Origin of the sequence: Pseudomonas palmensis (assembly GCF_049942755.1) — a bacterium.
GTDB classification, from domain to species: Bacteria; Pseudomonadota; Gammaproteobacteria; order Pseudomonadales; family Pseudomonadaceae; genus Aquipseudomonas; species Aquipseudomonas palmensis.
The window spans coordinates 281,482-304,904 of sequence record NZ_CP187958.1 but is presented as its reverse complement, the minus strand read 5'-3'; the positions used below and the strand labels follow the sequence as shown (position 1 = coordinate 304,904).

Annotated in this window: 3 protein-coding genes; all 3 read left to right on the top strand. The window is 66.6% G+C overall.

Features of this window, described 5'->3' with window-relative positions:
- The first annotated feature begins 6 nt into the window (after positions 1–6).
- From ACPRTJ_RS01355 to ACPRTJ_RS01345, 3 genes are read left to right on the top strand one after another with little or no spacing between them, the layout of a single operon-like run.
- Positions 7–9,813, top strand: a complete 9,807-nt coding sequence (locus ACPRTJ_RS01355) for an amino acid adenylation domain-containing protein (RefSeq protein WP_426427858.1) — start codon at positions 7–9, stop codon at positions 9,811–9,813.
- Positions 9,814–9,827: 14 nt separating this feature from the next.
- Complete coding sequence (locus ACPRTJ_RS01350) at positions 9,828–20,129, top strand: amino acid adenylation domain-containing protein (RefSeq protein ID WP_426427856.1); 10,302 nt, start codon at positions 9,828–9,830, stop codon at positions 20,127–20,129.
- Positions 20,126–23,281, top strand: a complete 3,156-nt coding sequence (locus ACPRTJ_RS01345) for a non-ribosomal peptide synthetase (RefSeq protein WP_426427854.1) — start codon at positions 20,126–20,128, stop codon at positions 23,279–23,281. Before ACPRTJ_RS01350 ends, ACPRTJ_RS01345 begins: the two co-directional genes overlap by 4 nt.
- Positions 23,282–23,423 lie beyond the last annotated feature (142 nt).

The following is a 23,423-nucleotide window of genomic DNA, read 5'->3' as shown; positions in this document are numbered from 1 at the left end:
CATTCGATGAATGCTGAGAAGTCCCTCCAACTGGCCTGTCGATTCATCGAGCTGGCGCCGGAAAAGCGCAGCCTGTTTCTGCAGGCCCTGAGCAAGGAAGGCCTGGACTTTTCGCAGTTCCCGATTCCTGCCGGGGTCCAGGTGCCGGACCGCCAGGCGTTGTCCTATGCGCAGCAGCGCATGTGGTTTCTGTGGCAGCTGGACCCGCACAGCGGCGCCTACAACCTGCCGGGTGCGGTACGCCTGAACGGCGTGCTGGATGTGGCGGCCCTGGAGCGTGCGTTCAGCCTGCTGGTGGCGCGCCACGAGGTGCTGCGCACGGTGTTCCGCTCGCGGCCCGATGGCAGCGTGCAGCAGGTGCCGTTGGAGCATGCGGTGCGCCTGGAGCAACTGGACCTGAGCGCGGTGCCGGCCGCTGCGCGTGAAGCGCGGGTGCAGCACGAGGCGCAGCAGGAGTCGCTGCGTGCATTCGATCTGGCACAGGGCCCGCTGCTGCGCCTGCGCCTGCTCAAGCTGGATGAACAGGCGCACGTGCTGTTGCTGACCTTGCATCACATCGTCGCCGATGGCTGGTCGATGAATATCCTGATCGACGAGTTCGCGCGCAGCTATGACGCCTGTGCCCAAGGCCTTGCGCCGCAGTTCGAGGCGCTGCCGATCCAGTACGCCGACTACGGCCTGTGGCAGCGTCGCTGGCTGGAGGCCGGCGAGCAGGCGCGGCAACTGGCGTACTGGCGTGAAAAACTCGGCGACGAGCATCCGGTGCTGGAACTGCCGCTCGATTGCCCGCGCCCCTCGTCGCCCAGCTTCGACGGCGAGCGCCATTGCCTGACGCTGGACGCAGGGCTGGCCGAGCAGGTGCGTGGCTTTGCCCGGCAACACAACGTGTCGTTGTTCATGGTGCTGCTGGCGGTCTTCAACGTGCTGCTCTATCGCTACACCGGGCAGACCGACGTGCGCTTCGGCAGCCCCGTGGCCAACCGCAATCGCAGCGAGCTGGAAGGCCTGGTCGGCTTCTTCGTCAACACCCAGGTGTTGCGCACCCCGCTGGCAGGGCACATGAGTTTTCTCGAGTTGCTGCAGGCTACCCGCGACACGGTGAGCGGCGCGCAGTCGCACCAGGACCTGCCATTCGAGCGCCTGGTCGAAGGGTTGCAACTGGAGCGCAGCCTGAGCCATTCGCCGTTGTTCCAGGTGATGTTCAACCACCAGCCACACGTGGCCGATGTGTCCGCGCTCAAGCTGGCCGGGGGCCTGCAACTGTCGATGCTCGACTGGCGCAGCCGTACCACCGAGTTCGACCTGAGCCTGGACACCTACGAGCAGGGCGGCCAGTTGCAGGTGGCCTGGACCTATGCCAGCGACCTGTTCAAGGCCGCGACCATCGAGCGCATGGCACGCCACTGGGTGGCCCTGCTGCAGGCCGTGGTCGCCACCCCGACGTGTCGCCTCGACGAACTGGCGTTACTCTCGAGCGAGGAGCGCGAGTGTCTGCTCGAGCAATGGGGGCGTGCACCGCTGACCTGTCCCGACCTGCGCGTGCACCAGCGTTTCGAGGCGCAGGTGGCGCAGCGCCCGCAGGCCCTGGCGCTGATCTTCGAGTCGACGCAACTGAGCTATGCCGAGCTCAACCAGCGTGCCAACCGCCTGGCGCGCCACCTGGTGGCGTGCGGGGTAGGGCCGGAGGTGCCGGTCGGCATCGCGGTGGAGCGCGGCATCGACATGATCGTCGGGTTGCTGGCGGTGCTCAAGGCCGGTGGCGCCTATGTGCCGCTGGACCCGCAGTACCCGCAGGACCGCCTGCTGTGCATGATCGAGGACAGCGCCACGCCGCTGGTGCTGACCCAGACCCCGTTGCTGGCGCGCCTGGGCCTGCCGTGCGGGGTGCGCAGCCTGTGCCTGGACCAGGATGCGGCCTGGCGCCAGCTCGACGCCAGCGACCTGGCCAATACCGCCCATGCGCACAACCTGGCGTATGTGATGTTCACCTCCGGCTCCACCGGGCGCCCCAAGGGTGTGGGCATCAGCCACCTGGCGCTGGCCGGGCATGCGCAGGTCGCGCGTGAGTTCTCCAGGCTCGGGCCGGACGACCGGATCCTGCAGTTTGCCACCTTCAACTTCGATGCCTTCGTCGAGCAGTTCTACCCTGCGCTGATCTGCGGCGCTGCCGTGGTGCTGCGCGGCCAGGAACTCTGGGACAGCGAACGCTACTACCACGAGGTCATCGACAAGCAGGTCAGCGTTTCCGACCTGTCCACCGCCTACTGGAACCTGCTGGCCAAGGACTTTGCCGCCGCTGGCCCACGCGATTACGGCAAGCTCAGGCGCGTGCACATCGGCGGCGAGGCAATGCCACCTGAAGGGGTGGCAGCCTGGCGCCAGGCCGGATTGTCGCAGGTGGCGCTGCTCAACACCTATGGCCCCACCGAGGCCACGGTCTGTGTCACCACCCTCGAATGCGATGATTATGTCAGCGGTGTGCGCAGCACCCCGTTGAGCATGCCGATCGGTCGGGTGCTCGGCGGGCGCAGCCTCCATGTGCTGGATGCAAGCGGCGCACCGACGCCGGTAGGGGTGGTGGGGGAGCTGGTGATCGGCGGCGAGTTGCTCGCCCGTGGCTACTTCAACCGCCCGGGCCTGACGGCCGAGCGTTTCATCCCCGACCCGTTCGCCGCGCAGCCGGGTGGGCGCCTGTACCGCAGTGGCGACCTGGCCCGCTTCAATGCCGAAGGGGTGCTCGAGTACGCCGGGCGTATCGATCATCAGGTCAAGATTCGCGGGTTTCGCATCGAGTTGGGCGAAGTCGAGGCGCGCCTGCTCGAACAACCGGGCATTCGCGAGGCGGTGGTGCTGGCCCAGCCCGCTGCCGACGGCCTGCAGCTGGTTGCCTATGTGGTGCCCGGCGACAGCCGCCAGGCACTGGAGGCGCAGGCCCAGGCGGCGTTGCGCGAAGCGATCGGCGCACACTTGCGCGCGGTGCTGCCCGCCTACATGGTGCCGGCGTACCTGCTGTTTCTTGAACGTTTGCCGCTGAGCCCCAACGGCAAGCTGGACCGCAAGGCCTTGCCACCGGTCGATGCCAGCCAGGCCCAGCACACCTACGTGGCGCCGCAAAGCGCGTTGGAACAACAGGTGGCGGCGATCTGGCAGGACGTGCTCAAGCTGGAGCGGGTAGGGCTGGACGATGCGTTCTTCGAGATCGGCGGGCACTCGTTGCTGGCCACCCAGGTGGTGTCGCGGGTGCGTCAGGTGCTGGGGCTGGAGGTTGCCTTGCGTACCCTGTTCGAGCGCAGCCGGCTGGGCGACTTCGTGGCAGCGCTGGGGGGGCGGCAGACCGCCGGCGAGCCCCCGTTCACCTGTGTCGAGCGCGGCCGGCCATTGCCGCTGTCGTATGCCCAGGAGCGCCAGTGGTTCCTCTGGCAGCTGGACCCGCAGAGCAGTGCCTATCACCTGCCGGCCGCCCTGCGCCTGCGCGGGGCGCTGGACGTTGCGGCGCTGCAGCGCAGTTTCGACAGCCTGCTGGCGCGGCACGAAAGCCTGCGCACCACATTCGTCGAGGTGCAGGGCGAGCCGCGTCAGCTGATTGCCGAGCAGGCCCGTGTCGATATCGACCTCCAGGTGCTGTATGCAGGGGACGATCCGGCGGCGCAGATCCAGGCTTGTATCGAGGCCCAGAACGGCCGCCTGTTTGCCCTGGACCAGGGGCCGCTGCTGCGGGTCAGGCTGCTGCGGCTGGCGGCGCAAGACCATGTGTTGGTACTGGTTCAGCACCATATCGTTTCCGATGGCTGGTCGATGCAGGTGATGGTCGACGAGCTGATCGCCTTGTATGCGGGCTACAGCCAGGGGCGCGAAGTTCAGTTGCCGGCCCTGCCGATCCAGTACGCCGACTTTGCCCAGTGGCAGCGCCAGTGGATGGAGGCCGGCGAGCGCGAGCGCCAGCTCGGTTACTGGTGCCGGCAACTGGGCGGCGAGCAGCCGGTGCTGGAGCTGCCGAGCGATCGACCGCGGCCGGCCACGCGCAGCTTCAAGGGCGCGAAGCTGAACATCGTGCTCGATGCCGCACTGGCCCGTAGCCTGCGCGCGCTTTCCCAGCGCGAAGGAGTGACCCCATTCATGCTGTTGCTCGCTTCGTTCCAGACCCTGCTGCACCGCTACAGCGGCCAGGCGCAGGTGCGGGTCGGGGTGCCGGTGGCCAGCCGCAACCGTCTTGAAACCGAGCGCCTGATCGGCTTCTTCGTCAATACGCTGGTGCTGGAGGCGAGGATTGGTGCCGATCTGTCGTTCGCCGAACTGCTGCAGCAGGTGCGCCAGACCACCCTGCAGGCCCAGGCCCACCAGGACCTGCCGTTCGAGCAACTGGTGGAAGCCCTGGAACCGGGCCGCAGCCTGTCACACAGCCCGCTGTTCCAGGTGCTGTTCAACCACCACAGCGAAGATGCCGGTGAACTGCGCGCCATCGAGCGACTGCCGGGCCTGGAGGTGGAGCGTCTGGACTGGGACAACCACACTGCACAGTTCGACCTGACGCTGGACACCACGGAAACGGCCGATGGCCTTTCGGCGATTCTGGTCTACGCCACCGACCTGTTCGACGCCGCGACCATCGAGCGTCTGGCCCGGCACTGGCAGAACCTGCTGCAGGCGATTGTCGCTGACCCGCAACAGCGCGTCGGCGAACTGCCGTTGCTCGATGCCCGCGAGCAACAGGCCAACCTCCAGCAATGGAACCCGGCGCCTGCGCAGTTCGCCAGCCAGCGCTGCCTCCATGAACTGATCGAAGCCCAGGCTGCGCGTGCGCCGGGCTCCATCGCGCTGACCCTGGGTGACGCCCAGCTCAGCTACCGCGAACTCAACGAGCGCGCCAACCAGATGGCCCATGCGTTGATTGCCCAGGGCATCGGGCCTGAGGTGCTGGTGGGCCTGGCCTGCGAGCGTAGCCTGGAGATGGTGGTCGGCCTGCTGGCGATCCTCAAGGCCGGCGGTGCGTATGTGCCACTGGACCCGGCGTACCCCGAGGACCGCCTGGCCTACATGATGGAAGACAGCGGCCTGAGCGTGGTGCTGGCCCAGTCGCACCTGCAACTGCCAGTTCCGCAAGGCGTGCGCACGTTGCTGCTGGACGATGACTTCGGCGCCTTCGCCACGCACAACCCGGCACTCTCTCTTGACCCTGCCAACCTGGCCTACGTGATCTACACCTCCGGCTCCACCGGCAAGCCCAAGGGCGCATTGCTCGCGCACCACAACGTGCTACGCCTGTTTGCCGCCACCGAACACTGGTTCAACTTCGGGCCGAGTGACGTGTGGAGCCTGTTCCACTCCTATGCCTTCGACTTCTCGGTGTGGGAGATCTTTGGTGCGCTGCTGTATGGCGGCAGGCTGGTCATCGTGCCGCAGGCCACCAGCCGGGCACCGGAAGAGTTCTTCCAGTTGCTGTGCGAGCAGGGGGTCACCGTGCTCAACCAGACGCCATCGGCGTTCAAACAGCTGATGCAGGTGGCCTGTGCCCCCGTCAATGCAGCAGCCAAACCCGCCCTGCGTTACGTGGTGTTCGGTGGCGAAGCTCTCGACGTGCACAGCCTGCGCCCTTGGTTCGAGCGCTTCGGCGATCAGCAGCCGCAACTGATCAACATGTACGGCATCACCGAGACCACGGTGCACGTCACTTACCGTCCGGTGTCGCTGGCCGATCTGGCCGGCGATGCGGCAAGCCCCATTGGCGAGCCGATCCCGGACCTTTCGTGGTACCTGCTCGATGCCGACCTGAACCCGGTGCCCAAAGGCGCCATCGGCGAGCTGTATGTGGGCCAGGCCGGTCTGGCGCGTGGTTATCTCAAGCGTGCCGATCTCACCGCCACGCGTTTCGTGCCCGATCCGTTCTCGTCCCGCGGCGAGCGCCTGTACCGCACGGGCGACCTGGCGCGTTATCGCCAGGATGGCATCGTCGAGTACGTCGGCCGCATCGACCATCAGGTCAAGATCCGCGGCTTCCGCATCGAACTGGGTGAGATCGAGGCACGTCTGGCGCAACAGGCTGCGGTGCGCGAAGCGCTGGTACTGGCGGTGGACGGGCCGAGCGGCCAGCAGTTGGTGGGCTACGTCGTGCCGCAGGACGCCAATGCCGAGCACACCCAGTTGCGTGATCAACTCAAGGCCGGGCTCAAGGCCGAACTGCCGGACTACATGGTGCCCACGCACCTGCTGTTCCTGGAGCAATGGCCACTGACGGCCAACGGCAAGCTCGAGCGCCGCGCCCTGCCGGCGCCGGATGCGAGCCTGTTGCAGGCCGAGTACGTGGCGCCGCAGGGCGAACTTGAACAACAGATCGCCGCCCTCTGGCAACAGATGCTCGGCTGCGAGCGTATCGGCCGTACCGACGATTTCTTCGAGCTGGGCGGGCATTCGCTGCTGGCCACCCAGGTGATCTCGCGGGTGCGTCAGGTGCTGGGCTTCGACGTGGCCTTGCGCACGCTGTTCGAACACAGTCGCCTGGCGGATTTCGTCGCCACGCTGGATGCATTGAAGCGCATTGACGAGCCTGCGCTGGTTGCGGTCGAACGCGGCGTGCCGCTGCCGCTGTCCTACGCCCAGGAGCGCCAGTGGTTCCTCTGGCAGCTGGACCCGCAGAGCAGTGCCTATCACCTGCCGGCGGCCCTGCGCCTGCGCGGGCCGCTGGATGTGCCGGCGTTGCAGCGCAGCTTCGATGCGCTGGTTGCGCGGCATGAGCCGTTGCGCACCCGGTTCGTCCAGGTGGACGCCCATGTCAGGCAGGTCATAGACCCAGCGGCGCCGCTGCCTATCGACTTCGAGGTGCTGGCGCATGTGGCTGATCGCACGGCGCAGATCCAGGCTAGTGTCGCGGCTGAAAGCAGCCGCCTGTTTGCCCTGGACCAGGGGCCGCTGCTGCGGGTCAAGCTGCTGCGCCTGGCCGAGGACGACCATGTACTGGTGCTCACCCAGCACCATATCGTCTCGGACGGCTGGTCGATGCAGGTGATGATCGACGAACTGATCCGTCGCTACGGCGCTGGCATCAGCGCTCAGGAACTGGTGCTGCCGGAACTGCCGATCCAGTACGCCGATTTCGCCCAGTGGCAGCGTCAGTGGCTGGAGGCAGGCGAGCGCGAACGTCAGTTGCGCTACTGGCTGGAGCAACTGGGGGGCGAGCAGCCGACGCTGCAGTTGCCCACCGACCGTGCCCACCCCGCCCAGCGCAGTTTCCACGGCGCCAGGCGCGATGTGGCGTTGGACGCCGGTCTGACACGCGGGCTGCTGCAACTGGCCCGCGAGTGCGGGGTTACCCCGTTCATGCTGTTGCTGGCCTCGTTCCAGGCGCTGCTGCACCGCTATAGCGGCCAGGACGATATTCGTGTCGGAGTGCCGGTGGCCAACCGCAACCGCCTGGAAACCGAGGGCCTGATCGGCTTCTTCGTCAACACCCTGGTACTCAAGGCTCAGGTGAGCGGGCGACAGGCGTTCACTGCGCTGCTGGAGCAGGTGCGCCAGGCTACCCTGCAGGCTCATGCGCACCAGGACCTGCCGTTCGAGCAATTGGTGGAGGCGCTGCAGCCGGGCCGCAACCTGGGGCGCAGCCCGTTGTTCCAGGTGCTGTTCAACTACCAGGCGCAAACCCGGAACGGGCAGGGGCTGCAGCCGTTGCCGCACCTGCAGGTGGAGGCGTTGCAGTGGGATACCCATACCGCACAGTTCGACCTGTCGCTGGAGGTGTTCGAGCGTGAGGAGGGCATAGCGGCTTCGCTAACCTTTGCCACCGACGTGTTCGAGGCCCACACCATCGAACAGATGCTGGGGCACTGGCAGAACCTGCTGCGCGCCATCGTCGAGTGTCCGCAACAGCGCGTCGGCGAACTGCCGTTGCTCGACGCCCGCGAGCAACAGGCCAACCTCCAGCAATGGAACCCGGCGCCTGCGCAGTTCGCCAGCCAGCGCTGCCTCCATGAACTGATCGAAGCCCAGGCTGCGCGTGCGCCGGGCTCCATCGCGCTGACCCTGGGTGACACCCAGCTCAGCTACCGCGAACTCAACGAACGCGCCAACCAGATGTCCCATGCGTTGATTGCCCAGGGCATCGGGCCGGAGGTGCTGGTGGGGCTGGCCTGCGAGCGCAGCCTGGAGATGGTGGTCGGTCTGCTGGCGATCCTCAAGGCCGGCGGCGCCTATGTGCCACTGGACCCGGCGTACCCCGAGGACCGCCTGGCCTACATGATGGAAGACAGCGGGCTGAGCGTGGTGCTGGCCCAGTCGCACCTGCAACTGCCAGTTCCGCAAGGCGTGCGCACGTTGCTTCTGGACGATGAATTCGGCGCCTTCGCCACGCACAACCCGGCACTCTCGCTGGACCCTGCCAACCTGGCCTACGTGATCTACACCTCCGGCTCCACCGGCAAACCCAAGGGCGCGTTGCTCGCGCACCACAACGTGCTACGCCTGTTTGCCGCCACCGAACACTGGTTCAACTTCGGGCCGAGTGACGTGTGGAGCCTGTTCCACTCCTATGCCTTCGACTTCTCGGTGTGGGAGATCTTTGGTGCGCTGTTGTATGGCGGCAGGCTGGTCATCGTGCCGCAGGCCACCAGCCGCGCGCCGGAAGAGTTCTTCCAGTTGCTGTGCGAGCAGGGGGTCACCGTGCTCAACCAGACGCCATCGGCGTTCAAACAGCTGATGCAGGTGGCCTGTGCTCCGGCGCAAGCCGAGATGAAGCCCGCCCTGCGCTACGTGGTGTTCGGTGGCGAAGCCCTCGACGTGCATAGCCTGCGCCCTTGGTTCGAGCGCTTCGGCGATCAGCAGCCGCAACTGATCAACATGTACGGCATCACCGAGACCACGGTGCACGTCACTTACCGTCCTGTGTCGCTGGCCGATCTGGCCGGCGATGCGGCAAGCCCCATCGGCGAGCCGATCCCGGACCTGTCGTGGTACCTGCTCGATGCCGACCTGAACCCGGTGCCCAAAGGCGCCATCGGCGAGCTGTATGTGGGCCAGGCCGGCCTGGCGCGTGGTTATCTCAAGCGTGCCGATCTCACCGCCACACGTTTCGTGCCCGACCCGTTCTCGTCCCGCGGCGAGCGCCTGTACCGCACGGGCGACCTGGCGCGTTATCGCCAGGATGGCATCGTCGAGTACGTCGGCCGCATCGACCATCAGGTCAAGATCCGCGGCTTCCGCATCGAACTGGGTGAGATCGAGGCACGTCTGGCGCAACAGGCTGCGGTGCGCGAGGCGCTGGTGCTGGCGGTGGACGGGCCGAGCGGCCAGCAACTGGTGGGTTATGTACTGCCCCACGATAACGCCGCCGACCCCACGGCCCTGCGGGAAGAGCTGAAAACCCGACTCAAGGCCGAACTGCCGGACTACATGGTGCCCACGCACTTGTTGTTCCTGGAGCAATGGCCACTGACGGCCAACGGCAAGCTCGACCGCCGCGCCCTGCCGGCCCCGGATGCGAGCCTGTTGCAGCGTGAGTATCTGGCGCCGCAGACCGAGCTGCAGCAGCGCATCGCTGCCATCTGGCAGCAGGTGCTGGGCTGCGCGCAGGTCGGCCTGGCCGACAGCTTCTTCGAGCTCGGGGGGCACTCGCTGCTGGCCACCCAGGTGATCGTGCGCCTGCGCGAGCAGCTGGGACTGGAGGTGCCGCTCAAGGACCTGTTCATTGCCGAGGATCTGCTGGCGTTCAGCGCCAGCGTGCAAGCCTTGCAGGTCGACACCCAGCCGGTGGAGGACGAATTGGCTAAATCTTTGGCTGCCCTCAAACGTTTATCAGCTGAAGAGCTCGAGAAGCTGATTTCATAACCAGGAGTAGTGGCGTGCAAGAATTGATCGGGGCGGTGGGCGAGCTGTCACCAAGGGAGCGCAAGGCCTTGGCGATAATGCTCAAACAGAAGGGCATCAACCTTTTTGGCATTGCCCCGGTATTCAAGCGAAAACCCGAAGAGCCGCTGTTGCTGTCGTACGCCCAGGAACGCCAGTGGTTCCTCTGGCAGCTGGACCCCGGTAGCGCGGCCTATCACCTGTCCAGCGCGCTGTCGCTGGACGGCGATTTGAACGTCGAGGCCCTGGAGCGCAGCTTTGCAGCGCTGCTGGAGCGTCATGAAGCGCTGCGCACCACCTTTGTCCAGCACGCCGAGCAGACCCTGCAGCAGATTGCCGAGCACGTGCCGTTCAGCCTTGGCCGGGCGACCCTGGCCAATGCCGACGCGGCGGCGATCAAGGCCTTCGTCGAGGCGCAGACGCGCAGCCTGTTCGACCTGCAGCAGGGCCCGCTGGTGCGTGCCACGCTGCTGCAGGTGAGTGCGACGCAGCATGTGCTGGTGATCGTGCAGCACCATATCGTTTCCGACGGCTGGTCGATGCAGATCATGGTCGACGAACTGATGCGCCTGTATGCCGCCCATAGCCAGGGCCGGACCCTGGAGCTGCCCGCCCTGAAGATCCAGTATGCCGACTACGCCCTGTGGCAGCGCCAATGGATGGAGGCCGGCGAACGTGACCGCCAACTGGCCTACTGGACCGCGCAACTGGGGGGGGAGCAGCCGGTGCTGGAGCTTCCCCTGGACCGCACACGCCCGGCCGAGCAGAGCTTCAGGGGCGCGCAACTGGGTATCGAGGTGCCCGTCGAACTGGGTGCAGGGCTCAAGCGCCTGGCCCAGGCCGAGGGCGTGACCCTGTTCATGCTGCTGCTGGCTTCGTTCCAGACCCTGCTGCACCGCTACAGCGGCCAGCCCGACATTCGCGTGGGCGTGCCGGTGGCCAACCGCAACCGGGTCGAGACCGAAGGCCTGATCGGGTTCTTCGTCAATACGCAGATCCTCAAGGCGCAGTTCGATGCGCCCCTGACGTTTCGTGCGCTGTTGCAGCAGGTACGCCAGTGCGTGCTGGCTGCGCAGGACCACCAGGACCTGCCCTTCGAGCAGCTGGTGGACGCGTTGCAGCCGCAGCGCAACCTGAGCCATAACGCGCTGTTCCAGGTGATGCACAACCACCAGGGCGAGGCCCAGGGCAACCCGGCGGCGCAACTGCCGGGCCTGACCCTGGCGCCGCTGCACTGGGACAACCCCACCGCGCAGTTCGACCTGACCCTCAACACCTACGACAACCCTGAAGGCCTGGCGGCAGCGCTGACCTACGCCACCGACCTGTTCGAGGCAAGCACCGCCGCGCGCATGGGCCGGCACTGGCTGAACCTGTTGCAGGCGATCCTCGCCAACCCGGCCGGGCGCATCGACGAGTTGCCCCTGCTGGGCCCGGCCGAGCAGCAGGCAACCCTGCGCCAGTGGAATGGCCAGCCCCGTGCGTTCCCGGTCACACAGTGCCTGCACCAGATGATCGAGGCCCAGGTCGAGCGGACGCCGCAGGCGATTGCGCTGTGCTGCGGCGAGGCCCGGCTCAGCTATGGCGAACTCAACGAGCGTGCCAACCGTCTGGCCCACCGCCTGATCGAACAGGGCGTGGGCGCCGATGTGCGGGTCGGCCTGGCGGTCGAGCGCAGCCTGGAGATGCTGGTGGGGCTGCTGGCCATCCTCAAGGCCGGCGGTGCCTATGTGCCGCTGGACCCGGCCTACCCGAGCGAGCGCCTGGCCTACATGATCGAGGACAGCGGCATCGGTCTGCTGCTGACCCAGCCATCGCTGCTGGCGCAGTTGCCGCTTGACGGCGGTGTGCAGTGCCTGTTGCTGAGCGACGATACAAGCGGCTACAGCCCGCACAATCCACAGGTGGTGCTGACCCCGGCCAACCTGGCCTACGTGATCTATACCTCGGGCTCCACCGGCAAGCCCAAGGGCACCTTGCTTGCCCATCACAACGTGCTGCGCCTGTTCGCCGCCACCGAGCACTGGTTCGCGTTCGGCCCGGACGATGTGTGGAGCCTGTTCCATTCCTACGCCTTCGACTTCTCGGTGTGGGAGATCTTCGGCGCGTTGCTGTATGGCGGGCGCCTGGTGGTGGTGCCACATGATGTCAGCCGCTCGCCGGAGGACTTTAATGCCTTGCTGCTCAAGGAGGGTGTCACGGTACTCAACCAGACCCCTTCGGCCTTCAGTCAGTTGATGCAGGTGGCCTGTGCGCCCGAGCATGCCGGCGCACGCAACGCCTTGCGCCACGTATTGTTCGGTGGCGAGGCGCTGGAGGTGAAGAGCCTGCGCCCGTGGTTCGAGCGCTTTGGCGATCGGCAGCCGCAATTGACCAACATGTACGGCATCACCGAAACCACGGTACATGTGAGCTACCGTCCGCTGCGCCTGGCAGACCTGGCGGGGGAGGCCGGCAGCCCGATCGGCGAGGCGATCCCGGACCTGTCCTGGTACCTGCTCGACCGCGCGCTCAACCCGGTGGCCAGGGGCTGCATCGGTGAGTTGTACATCGGCCAGGCGGGTCTGGCGCGTGGTTACCTCAATCGCGGCGACCTGACGGCCACGCGCTTTGTCCCCGACCCGTTCGGCGCTGCGGGCGAGCGCCTGTATCGCACCGGCGACCTGGCCCGCTATCGCGCCGACGGGGTGATCGAGTACATCGGGCGCATCGACCATCAGGTCAAGATCCGTGGCTTCCGTATCGAGCTGGGCGAGATCGAGGCCAGGCTGCAGGCACTGTCGCAGGTGCGCCAGGCCGTGGTGCTGGCCCAGGCGGGGGCCAGTGGCGCGCAACTGGTCGGCTACGTGGTGCCGCGCACGCCGGGCATCGACCCGGGCGAACTGCGCGAGGCGCTGAAGGCGCAGCTGCGCGAGGACCTGCCCGAGCACATGGTGCCGGCGCACCTGCTGTTCCTCGAGCAGTTGCCGTTGACCAGCAACGGCAAACTCGATCGCAAGGCCCTGCCGCAACCCGATGCCAGCTTGCTGCAGAGCGTCTACGTGGCCCCGCAGAGCGATCTGGAACAGCGCCTGGCGAGCATCTGGCAGGACGTGCTCAAGCTCGAGCAGGTAGGCCTGACCGATAACTTCTTCGAGCTTGGTGGGGATTCGATCATCTCGATCCAGGTGGTCAGCCGTGCACGTCAGGCGGGCATCCGTATCAGCCCCAAGGATCTGTTCCAGCACCAGACCGTGCAAAGCCTGGCCACGGTGGCGCAGGTCGGCACCGCCGGCACCGCGCCGGAACAGGTAGCACTGGTCGGCCCGACACCGCTGCTGCCGATGCAGCAGCTGTTCTTCGACAGTGTGCAGGTGCATCGTCACCACTGGAACCAATCGGTGCTGCTCAAGCCGTCGCAGGCACTCGACGCGTCGCTGCTCGAGCGTGCCTTGCAGGCGGTGGTCGCGCATCACGATGCGCTGCGCCTGCGCTTCGAGCAGCGGGCCGACGGCTGGCACGCCCACGCCGTCGCCGAGCCGGGCATGGCGCTGCTGTGGCATCGCGAGGCGGCGTCGCTGCACGAGCTCGACAGTTTGGGCGAGGCCGCGCAGGCCAGCCTGGACCTGCAGCATGGCCCGCTGTTGCGCGGCCTGCTGGTCGACCTGGCGCAGGGCGAGCAGCGCCTGCTGCTGGTGATCCATCACCTGGCGGTGGACGGCGTATCGTGGCGCATGCTGTTCGAGGACCTGCAACAGGCCTACGCCGCCTTGCGTGACGGGCAGGCCGTGCAGCTGCCGCCCAGGACCACATCGATCAGACGCTGGGCGCAGTGGCTCCAGCAGCATGCGCGCAGTGAAGCGGTGCAGGCCCAGCTGGATTACTGGCAGCACCAGTTGCAGGGGGTGGCGCTGGCGTTACCGTGCGAGCACCCGCAAGGCGACCTGAGCAACCGCCAGGCTGCCAGTGTCAGTACGCGCCTGGACCTGGCGCAGACCCGTCAGTTGCTGCAGCAAGCGCCCGCCGCCTACCGCACCCAGGTCAACGACCTGCTGCTGACCGCGCTGGCCCGGGTGCTGACCCGCTGGACGCAGGCCCCGGCAGTGGCGCTGCAACTGGAAGGGCATGGCCGCGAGGAGCTGTTCGAGGACCAGGACCTGACCCGCACCGTCGGCTGGTTCACCAGCGTGTTCCCGCTCAAGCTGACCCCGGCCGCAGGCCTGAGTGACTCGATCAAGGCAATCAAGCAGCAGCTGCGCGCCATCCCCGACAAGGGCATCGGCTTCGGCGCCCTGCGCTACCTGGGCGACGAGGCGGCGCGCCGTGCGCTGGGCGAGCTGCCGACGCCGCGCATCACCTTCAACTACCTGGGCCAGTTCGATGCCAGCTTCGCCGACGCCACCGCGTTGTTCACGCCCTGCGGCGATGCGGCCGGCAACCCGCAAAGCGCCGAGGCGCCGCTGGACAACTGGCTGAGCATCAATGGCCAGGTCTACAAGGGCGAGCTGGAACTGAACTGGACCTTCAGCCGCGCCATGTTCGATACCGCCAGCGTGCAGCGCCTGGCCGATGCTTATGGCCACGAACTGGGCCTGCTGATCGCGCATTGCTGCAGCCCCGAGGCCGGTGGCGTGACGCCGTCGGACTTCCCGCTGGCGGGACTCGAGCAGGCCCAGCTGGATGCCTTGCCGATTGCCGCGCCTACCCTCAAGGACCTCTACCCGTTGTCGCCGATGCAGCAAGGCATGCTGTTCCACAGCCTGTACCAGCAGGACAGTGCCGACTACATCACGCAGATGAGCCTGGAGATCGACGGGCTCGACCCCGTGCGCTTTGCCCGCGCCTGGCAGGATGCGGTGGACGCGCACGACATCCTGCGTACCGCATTTCTCTGGCAGCCGCCGCTGCTGCAGCCGTTGCAGGCGGTGCTGCGCCAGGCCACGCTGAGTTTCGAGGTGCACGACTGGCGTGAGCGCGACGACCTGGCACAGGCGGTGGCCGCGCTGGCTGGCAACGAGCGTCGCCGCGGCTTCGAGCTGGGCCACGCGCCGCTGTTGCGCCTGCACCTGGTGCAGAGCGGGGCGCAGCGCTACCACCTGATCTATACCCACCACCACATCCTGATGGATGGCTGGAGCAATTCGCAGTTGCTGGGCGAGGTGCTGCAACGCTATTGCGGGCAGGCACCGCAGGTCGCCGTTGGCAACTACAGCGACTACATCGCCTGGTTGCAGCGCCAGGACCGTCAGCGCAGCGAAGCCTTCTGGGGCGAGCAGTTGCGCGACTTGCAGGAGCCGACACGCCTGGCCCGGGTATCGACGCCTGCCGGCGATGGCTATGCCAATCACTACCTGACCCTGCAGGCCGTCGACACCGGGCGCCTGCAACGCTTTGCCCGTGAACAGAAAGTCACCGTCAATACCCTGCTGCAGGCGGCCTGGCTGTTGCTGTTGCAACGCTATACCGGGCAAGCATGCGTGGCCTTCGGCGCCACGGTGGCGGGGCGCCCAGCCGAGCTCAAGGGGGTCGAGCAGCATATCGGGCTGTTCATCAACACCTTGCCGGTGGTCGCCAGCCCGCGCCCGGAGCTGACGGTCGGCCAGTGGCTGCAGCAGGTCCAGGCACAGAACCTGAGCCTGCGCGAGCATGAGCACACACCGCTGTTCGAAGTGCAGCGCTGGGCAGGCAAGGGCGGTGAGGCGCTGTTCGACAATATCCTGGTGTTCGAGAACTACCCGGTGGCCGAGGTGCTGGAGCAGGCGGCGCCAGAGGGCCTGCGCTTCGGCGCGATGGAGCAGCACGAACAGACCAACTACCCGTTGACCCTGGCCGTGGGGCTTGGCGACGAACTGTCGTTGCACATGAGCTACGACCTGGCGCACTTCGCACCGGCCACGATCGAGCAGATCGCCGCGCAGCTGGGCCACCTGCTGCTGGCCATGCCCTCGGCGGCTGATCGGCCCCTGGGCACATTGGCGCTGATGGAGCAGGCCGAGCAGCGCGAGGTGCTGGCCGAATGGAACCCGGCGCCTGCGCAGTTCGCCAGCCAGCGCTGCCTCCATGAACTGATCGAAGCCCAGGCTGCGCGTGCGCCGGGCTCCATCGCGCTGACCCTGGGTGACACCCAGCTCAGCTACCGCGAACTCAACGAACGCGCCAACCAGATGGCCCATGCGTTGATTGCCCAGGGCATCGGGCCTGAGGTGCTGGTGGGCCTGGCCTGCGAGCGCAGCCTGGAGATGGTGGTCGGTCTGCTGGCGATCCTCAAGGCTGGCGGCGCCTATGTGCCACTGGACCCGGCGTACCCCGAGGACCGCCTGGCCTACATGATGGAAGACAGCGGCCTGAGCGTGGTGCTGGCCCAGTCGCACCTGCAACTGCCAGTTCCGCAAGGCGTGCGCACGTTGCTTCTGGACGATGACTTCGGCGCCTTCGCCACGCACAACCCGGCACTCTCTCTTGACCCTGCCAACCTGGCCTACGTGATCTACACCTCCGGCTCCACCGGCAAGCCCAAGGGCGCATTGCTCGCGCACCACAACGTGCTACGCCTGTTTGCCGCCACCGAACACTGGTTCAACTTCGGGCCGAGTGACGTGTGGAGCCTGTTCCACTCCTATGCCTTCGACTTCTCGGTGTGGGAGATCTTTGGTGCGCTGCTGTATGGCGGCAGGCTGGTCATCGTGCCGCAGGCCACCAGCCGGGCACCGGAAGAGTTCTTCCAGTTGCTGTGCGAGCAGGGGGTCACCGTGCTCAACCAGACGCCATCGGCGTTCAAACAGCTGATGCAGGTGGCCTGTGCCCCCGTCAATGCAGCAGCCAAACCCGCCCTGCGTTACGTGGTGTTCGGTGGCGAAGCTCTCGACGTGCACAGCCTGCGCCCTTGGTTCGAGCGCTTTGGCGATCAGCAGCCGCAACTGATCAACATGTACGGCATCACCGAGACCACGGTGCACGTCACTTACCGTCCTGTGTCGCTGGCCGATCTGGCCGGCGATGCGGCAAGCCCCATCGGCGAGCCGATCCCGGACCTGTCGTGGTACCTGCTCGATGCCGACCTGAACCCGGTGCCAAAAGGCGCCATCGGGGAGCTGTATGTGGGCCAGGCCGGCCTGGCGCGTGGTTATCTCAAGCGTGCCGATCTCACCGCCACGCGCTTCGTGCCCGACCCGTTCTCGTCCCGCGGCGAGCGCCTGTACCGCACGGGCGACCTGGCGCGTTATCGCCAGGATGGCATCGTCGAATACGTCGGCCGCATCGACCATCAGGTCAAGATTCGCGGTTTCCGCATCGAGCTGGGTGAAATCGAGGCACGTCTGGCGCAACAGGCTGTGGTGCGCGAGGCGCTGGTGCTGGCGGTGGACGGGCCGAGCGGCCAGCAGTTGGTGGGCTACGTCGTGCCGCAGGACGCCAGTGCCGAGCACACCCAATTGCGTGATCAACTCAAGGCCGGGCTCAAGGCCGAACTGCCGGACTACATGGTGCCCACGCACCTGCTGTTCCTGGAGCAATGGCCACTGACGGCCAACGGCAAGCTCGACCGCCGCGCCTTGCCGGCGCCGGATGCGAGCTTGCTGCAGGTCGAGTACGTGGCGCCGCAAGGTGATCTGGAGCAGAGGATTGCCCAGGTCTGGCAGCAGGTGCTGGAGCTGTCGCGGATTGGTCGCGACGACAACTTCTTCGAGCTGGGTGGCCACTCGTTGCTGGCTACCCAGGTGGTGGCGCGGCTGCGTCAGGTGCTGAGTGTCGAGGTGGGTTTGCGTGACCTGTTCGGCACGCCGACCCTCGGTGCCTTCGCCGCCTTGCTGGCTCAGCGCGATGGCCGGTCGCGCGCGGCGCTGCCGAGCCTGCAGGCTTACGGCGAGCGTGCCACGGCGCCGCTGTCGCTGGCCCAGCGTCGGCTGTGGGTGGTCGAGCAGTTCGCCGCGCCCAGCGGCGCTTATGGCATGCCCCTGGCGCTGCGCCTGGAAGGCGAACTGTCGGTGCCGCTGCTCGAAGCCAGCCTGGCGCAGTTGATCAGGCGCCATGAAGTACTGCGTACCGCGTATGTGGCCGATGACGACGGTGATCCACTGGCGGTGGTCAGCACAGACGTGCCGCTGCCTCTGCCGCTGCTGGATCTGTCGATGCTGCCAGCAGGGGAGCAGGAGGCGAGGGTGGCCGAGGCGATCGAGCACAATGCCCGCCAGCCCATCAGCCTGGTGCAGGCACCGCTGTTGCGTGGCCAGGTGATACGCCTGGGTCAGGAGCGCCACGTGCTGCTGTTCTGCATGCACCACATCATCTCCGATGGCTGGTCGCTGGCGCTGCTGAGCAACGAAGTGGTCGAGGCTTACGCCCGCCTCAAGGCCGGGATCCAGACGCCGTTGCCGCCCTTGCCCTTGCAGTATTCCGATTATGCCCAGTGGCAGCAGGCCCTGGAGCAGGCGGGAGTGATGCGCGAACAGGCTGCCTTCTGGCAGCGCACCCTGGCCGGTCACGACGGGCTGCTGGTGTTGCCGGCCGACCACCCGCGCAAGCCCCAGGCCAGCCATGCCGGTCGCGACCTGCACTTCAGCCTGCCGACGGCCCTGCACGAGCAGCTCAAGGGCCTGTCACGTACCGCCGGGGTCACCCTTTACAGCACCTTGCTGGCGGCATTCCAGGTGATGTTGCACCGGCTCAGTGGCAGCCACGACGTGCTGGTCGGGGCGGACGTGGCGGGGCGCTCGCAGCCTGAACTGGAAGGCCTGATCGGCTTTTTCATCAACGTGCTGCCGCTGCGTTCACGCTGGCAGGAGCAGCTGTCGGTGCGCGAGTACCTGGCCCAGGTCCAGGACACCGCACTGAGTGCGTTCGAACACCAGGAGTTGCCATTCGACCAGATCGTCGAGGCTGCCGCGACGCCTCGGCACAAGGGCGCCAACCCGCTGGTGCAGGTGCTGTTCGTGATGAACAACCTGCCGGTGCGCCAGGCGGCGATGGACGCGGTGCGGGTCGAGGCACTGCCGATGGGCGGTGGCTACTCCAAGTTCGACATGGCCCTGTTCATCGACCAGGAGGCCGACCAGTTGCATGGCACCTGGCAGTACGCCAGCGACTTATTCCAACAAGAACGTATCGAGCTCTGCGTGAAAGGCTGGATGACCATTCTCGAACAGATGGTGCGTGATCCAGATAAACGTCTAGGGGAAATCAACATGCCTACCCATACCGCGGCCCCTGTGGCTGCGCCTGCAACACCCGCTGCACCGAGCAAGGCCGACAAACTGGGCAAGTTTCTGAAGAAGGCCCAGGGGCCGGCAGCGCGCCCTGCGGTAGCCGCCATGCGCGAGAGCCTGATGGTGCCGGGCCAGGCGTTCCCGCTGCTGTGGGAACCGACCGACCCGGGGCTGGACCTGATCCAGTGGATCGAGCACAACCGCCCACTGGTGGAGCACAAGCTTGCCCAGCATGCCGGCATCCTGTTCCGTGGTTTCGCCCTGCGCGATATCCACGCCTTCGAAGCCTTTGCCGAAGCGGTGCAGCCTGGCCTGTATGGCCAGTACGGTGACCTGCCGAAGAAGGAAGGCGGCAAGAACACCTACCGTTCGACGCCGTATCCGGAGAAGAAGATGATTCTTTTCCACAACGAAAGCGCGCATCAGGATCGCTGGCCGCGCAAGCAGCTGTTCTTCTGTGAGCAGCCTTCACCCGTGGGGGGCGCCACCCCGGTGGTGGACTGCCGTCTGATGTACCAGAAGCTGCCGACCGAGCTGCGTGAGCGCTTCGAGGGCAAGGGCCTGCTATACGTGCGCACCTTTGCCGACAAGCTCGATGTGTCGTGGCAGCACTTCTTCAAGACCGAGGTGCGTGCCGAGGTCGAGGCGCGCTGCAGTGCGGCGGGCATCCAGTGGACCTGGCTGGACAACGACGAACTGCAGATCCGCACGCCGTGCCCGGCGATCATCAGCCACCCGGTCACGGGCGAGAAGAGCTTCTTCAACCAGGTGCAGTTGCACCACATCTACTGCCTGGACCCGGATGTGCGCGAAGACCTGCTGGCACTGTTCGGCGAGCAGCGCATGCCCCGTCACGTTTACTACGGCGACGGTTCGCCGATCGAGGACGAGGTCATGCAGCAGATCGGCGACCTGTACGAGGAATGCGCGGTGCGTTTCGAGTGGCGCAAGGGTGATGTGATTCTGCTCGACAACATGCTTGCCGCCCATGCTCGCGACCCCTTCGAGGGGCCGCGCAAGATTGTCGTGGCGATGGGCGAGATGATCGAACGCAGTGCCCTGGAGGCGCTGCCTGACACACAACAGCGGACGATGGCAAAGGACGAGGCGGGCGCATGAGCACGGCACAGCTGGAAACACAGGACACAGGCCTGGCCCTGCTTCCCGAGCAGGAAACCTGGGTCGCGGCATTGAATGCCGGTGCACGGCGCGAGGCCATCGCGCATTGCCTGCGCGTCGATATCCACGGCGAGCCGGATGTGCCGCGCCTGCAGCAGGCACTGGACAGCCTGCTGGCGCGACACGCCGCCCTGGCCATGCGCCTGGGCAGCGTGGCCGGCTATCACGGCCAGCGCCAGTTCATGCCCGAGGCATCGGTGCAGGTGTTCGACCTGCAGGTGCAGCCGGATGCGGCGCCCGAGGCGTGGCTCGCCGAGCCCTGGCCTGCGGCAGGCCCGCACGTGCAGGCCTTGCTGTCGCGTGTGACGCAGGGGCGGTGGGTGCTGGTGCTGGCGCTGGCCCGCTTTGTCGGTGATGCCGGCAGCCTCAAGGTAATGTTCGACGCGTTGGTACAGGCCTACCTGCACGCTGCTGCGGTCGACGACGAGGAACCGGGGCAGTTTGCGCAGTACCTGGAGTGGCGCAGCGAAGTGCTGTTCGACGAAGATGCCGACACCGCCAAGGCGTACTGGCAGGCGCACCTGCCGGCCAGCGAAGCGTGCGTTGCGCCCTGTTTGCCATACCGCCGTGCCACGGCCCAGCCCGCAGCCGCGCTCAAGCTTGAGGCTACGCTGGAGGCGCCGTTGCAGGCGCAGCTGGCTGGCCTGGCGCAACGCCTGGGGGTAACGCTGGACACCGTGCTGCAGGCAGCCTGGTGGACGCTGCTGGCACGCATCAGCGGGCGCCATCGGTTTGTCGGTGGCTGGCGCCACGACGGGCGCAAGGATTACGCGTTCTTCGAGAACAGCATCGGGGTGTTCGAGAAAACCCTGCCGCTGGTAGTGCATGTGGATCAGGAGCAACCCTTCGAAGCGTGGGTTACCGACCTGGCGGCGCAGCTCGAGCAGCATGCAACCTGGCAGGAATATGCCGCAGGCAACCTGCCGGTGGCGTATGAAAACCCGCTCTACGGCTTTGCCGCGCGCGCTGCCTTGCTGGAGCAGGTTGTCGGCACTGCGCAGTGGCAGGCGACCCGCCTTGCCGAAGCACAGCCCCGGTTCGAGTTGCTGCTGAGCGTCAGCGACACGGCCTTGCGTCTTGACGCCGAAGCGGGGCGCTACAGCCAGGTCGGTCTTGAAGTGCTGCTCGGACAGTACCAGGCGCTGCTGCACAGCATCGCCGCGCACAGTCGACAGGCCCTGGGCCGGCTCAACCTCTCGGGGGCTGCGGACAACGCCGCGCTGCTTGCCCTCAACCCCGCAGTGCGTGCACTGGAAGACCGGGTGCTGTTACCCGAACGCATCGCCCAGTGGGCCGCCATCACCCCGGACGCTCCGGCGCTGGTCAGTGCCGGCGTGACCCTGAGCTACGCCGAACTTGAACAGCGCGTGGCACGCCTGGCGTTCGACCTGGTGACACTTGGCGTGGGCCAGGGTGGGCGGGTGGGGCTGGCCTTGCCACGTTCGACGCAATGGGTGGTGGCCATGCTGGCCTGTTGGCGGGTGGGCGCCGCGTACTTGCCGCTGGACCCGCAATGGCCGGTTGCACGGCAGTTGCAGATGCTGGAACAGGCACAGCCAGGCCTGGTGCTGACCGAGCAGGCGCATCTGGCCCAACTGGCCGGGCAGGGTATGGTCGTGCAGGACATCGCGCTGCTGGGCCACGTCGACGGCGATGTGGCCAGCCCTGCGCTCAGTGCGACCGATGTCGCCTATGTGCTGTTCACCTCCGGCTCCAGCGGCACGCCCAAAGGCGTGGTGGTGGAGCATCAGCAGTTGCTCAACTACGCCGCCGGGGTGTGTCAGCAACTGCAACTCGATGCATGCCGTCACTTCGCACTGAGTTCCACGGTGGCTGCCGACCTTGGCAACACCGCGCTGCTGGGCGCGCTGTACCTGGGTGCAGCGCTGCATGTAGCCGACGACGACAGCATCCAGTCGCCCGAGGCGTTCGCGCATTTCATGCGTGAGCAGGCCATCGACTGCCTGAAGATCGTGCCCTCGCACCTGGCCGCGTTGCTCGAAGCCCAGGCGCCGCACCTGCCGGCGACCCTGGTGCTGGGCGGTGAAGCGATCGGCGTCTCGCTGCTGCAGCGCATTGCCGAGATTCGTCCGGACTGTCGCGTGTTCAACCACTACGGGCCTACCGAAACCACCGTGGGTGTGTTGGTGCATCGGGTCACAGCGGCGGATATGGACGCAGGGAGTGTGCCCTTGACCGAGGTGCTGCCCAACAATCAGGTGCTGGTGCTGGATGAGCACCTTCAGGCGGTGGCCATTGGTGAACTGGGCGAGCTGTACATCGGTGGACGACAACTGGCGCGTGGCTACCTGAATGCGCCCGAGCAAACGGCACAGGTGTTCATCGAGCATCCGCTGCAGCCGGGTGAGCGGCTGTACCGCAGCGGCGACCTGGCACGCTACCGTCCCGAGGGCGGTGTACAGCTGTATGGCCGGCGCGACCAGCAGGTCAAGGTGCGAGGGTTTCGTATCGAACTGGCGGAAATCGAAGTGCAGCTGGCCAGCCTGGCGCAGGTCAGCGAGGCGGTTGCGGTGCTGGTCGACGCCGAGCCGGTGGCCTTCTTGGTGCTGCGTGAGGGCGCAGGTCAGGAGGCGGCTGCCGCAGTGACGGCGCAACTGGCCCTGAGGCTGCCGGCGCCGATGCTGCCACGCCATGTACAGGTGCTGGCGCAGATGCCGCGCCTGGCCAATGGCAAGGTCGATCGACAGGCATTGCAGCAGCGTCCGTTGGCCACTGCCGAGGTGGCCTGTGTGGCGCCGCGCGATGCCGTCGAGGAACTGCTGGCCAGCCGCATGGCGCAACTGCTGGGGCTGGAGCGCCTGAGCGTGGAGCAGGACTTCTTCGCTGCCGGTGGGCACTCGTTGCTGGTGATCAAGCTGGTGGCGGGCATTCGCAAGTTGCTGCAGTGCGATGTTCACCCCGGCGTGGTGTTCGACAACCCCAGCGTGGCAGCGTTGGCGCAGGCGTTGCGCTCGCAGGAGGCCGCCCCCGGGCAACTGGAAAAACTGGCGGCGGCACGGTTACGTCTGGACAGCATGACCCCCGAGCAGCGTGCACAGTTGCTGGCCAAGGCGCAGAACGCCAGCGCCTGAGGCGCGTCCGTGTTGCCGGAGCCCATCGACGTCGATGGGCTCCGTTCGCTGTGACGTTTCAGCTGCCGTGCAAGACGGTGCGCTATCTTTTTTCAGTATGTCTGTACTGAAAATGTGAACGATTCCTAAATTTTTCATTTTT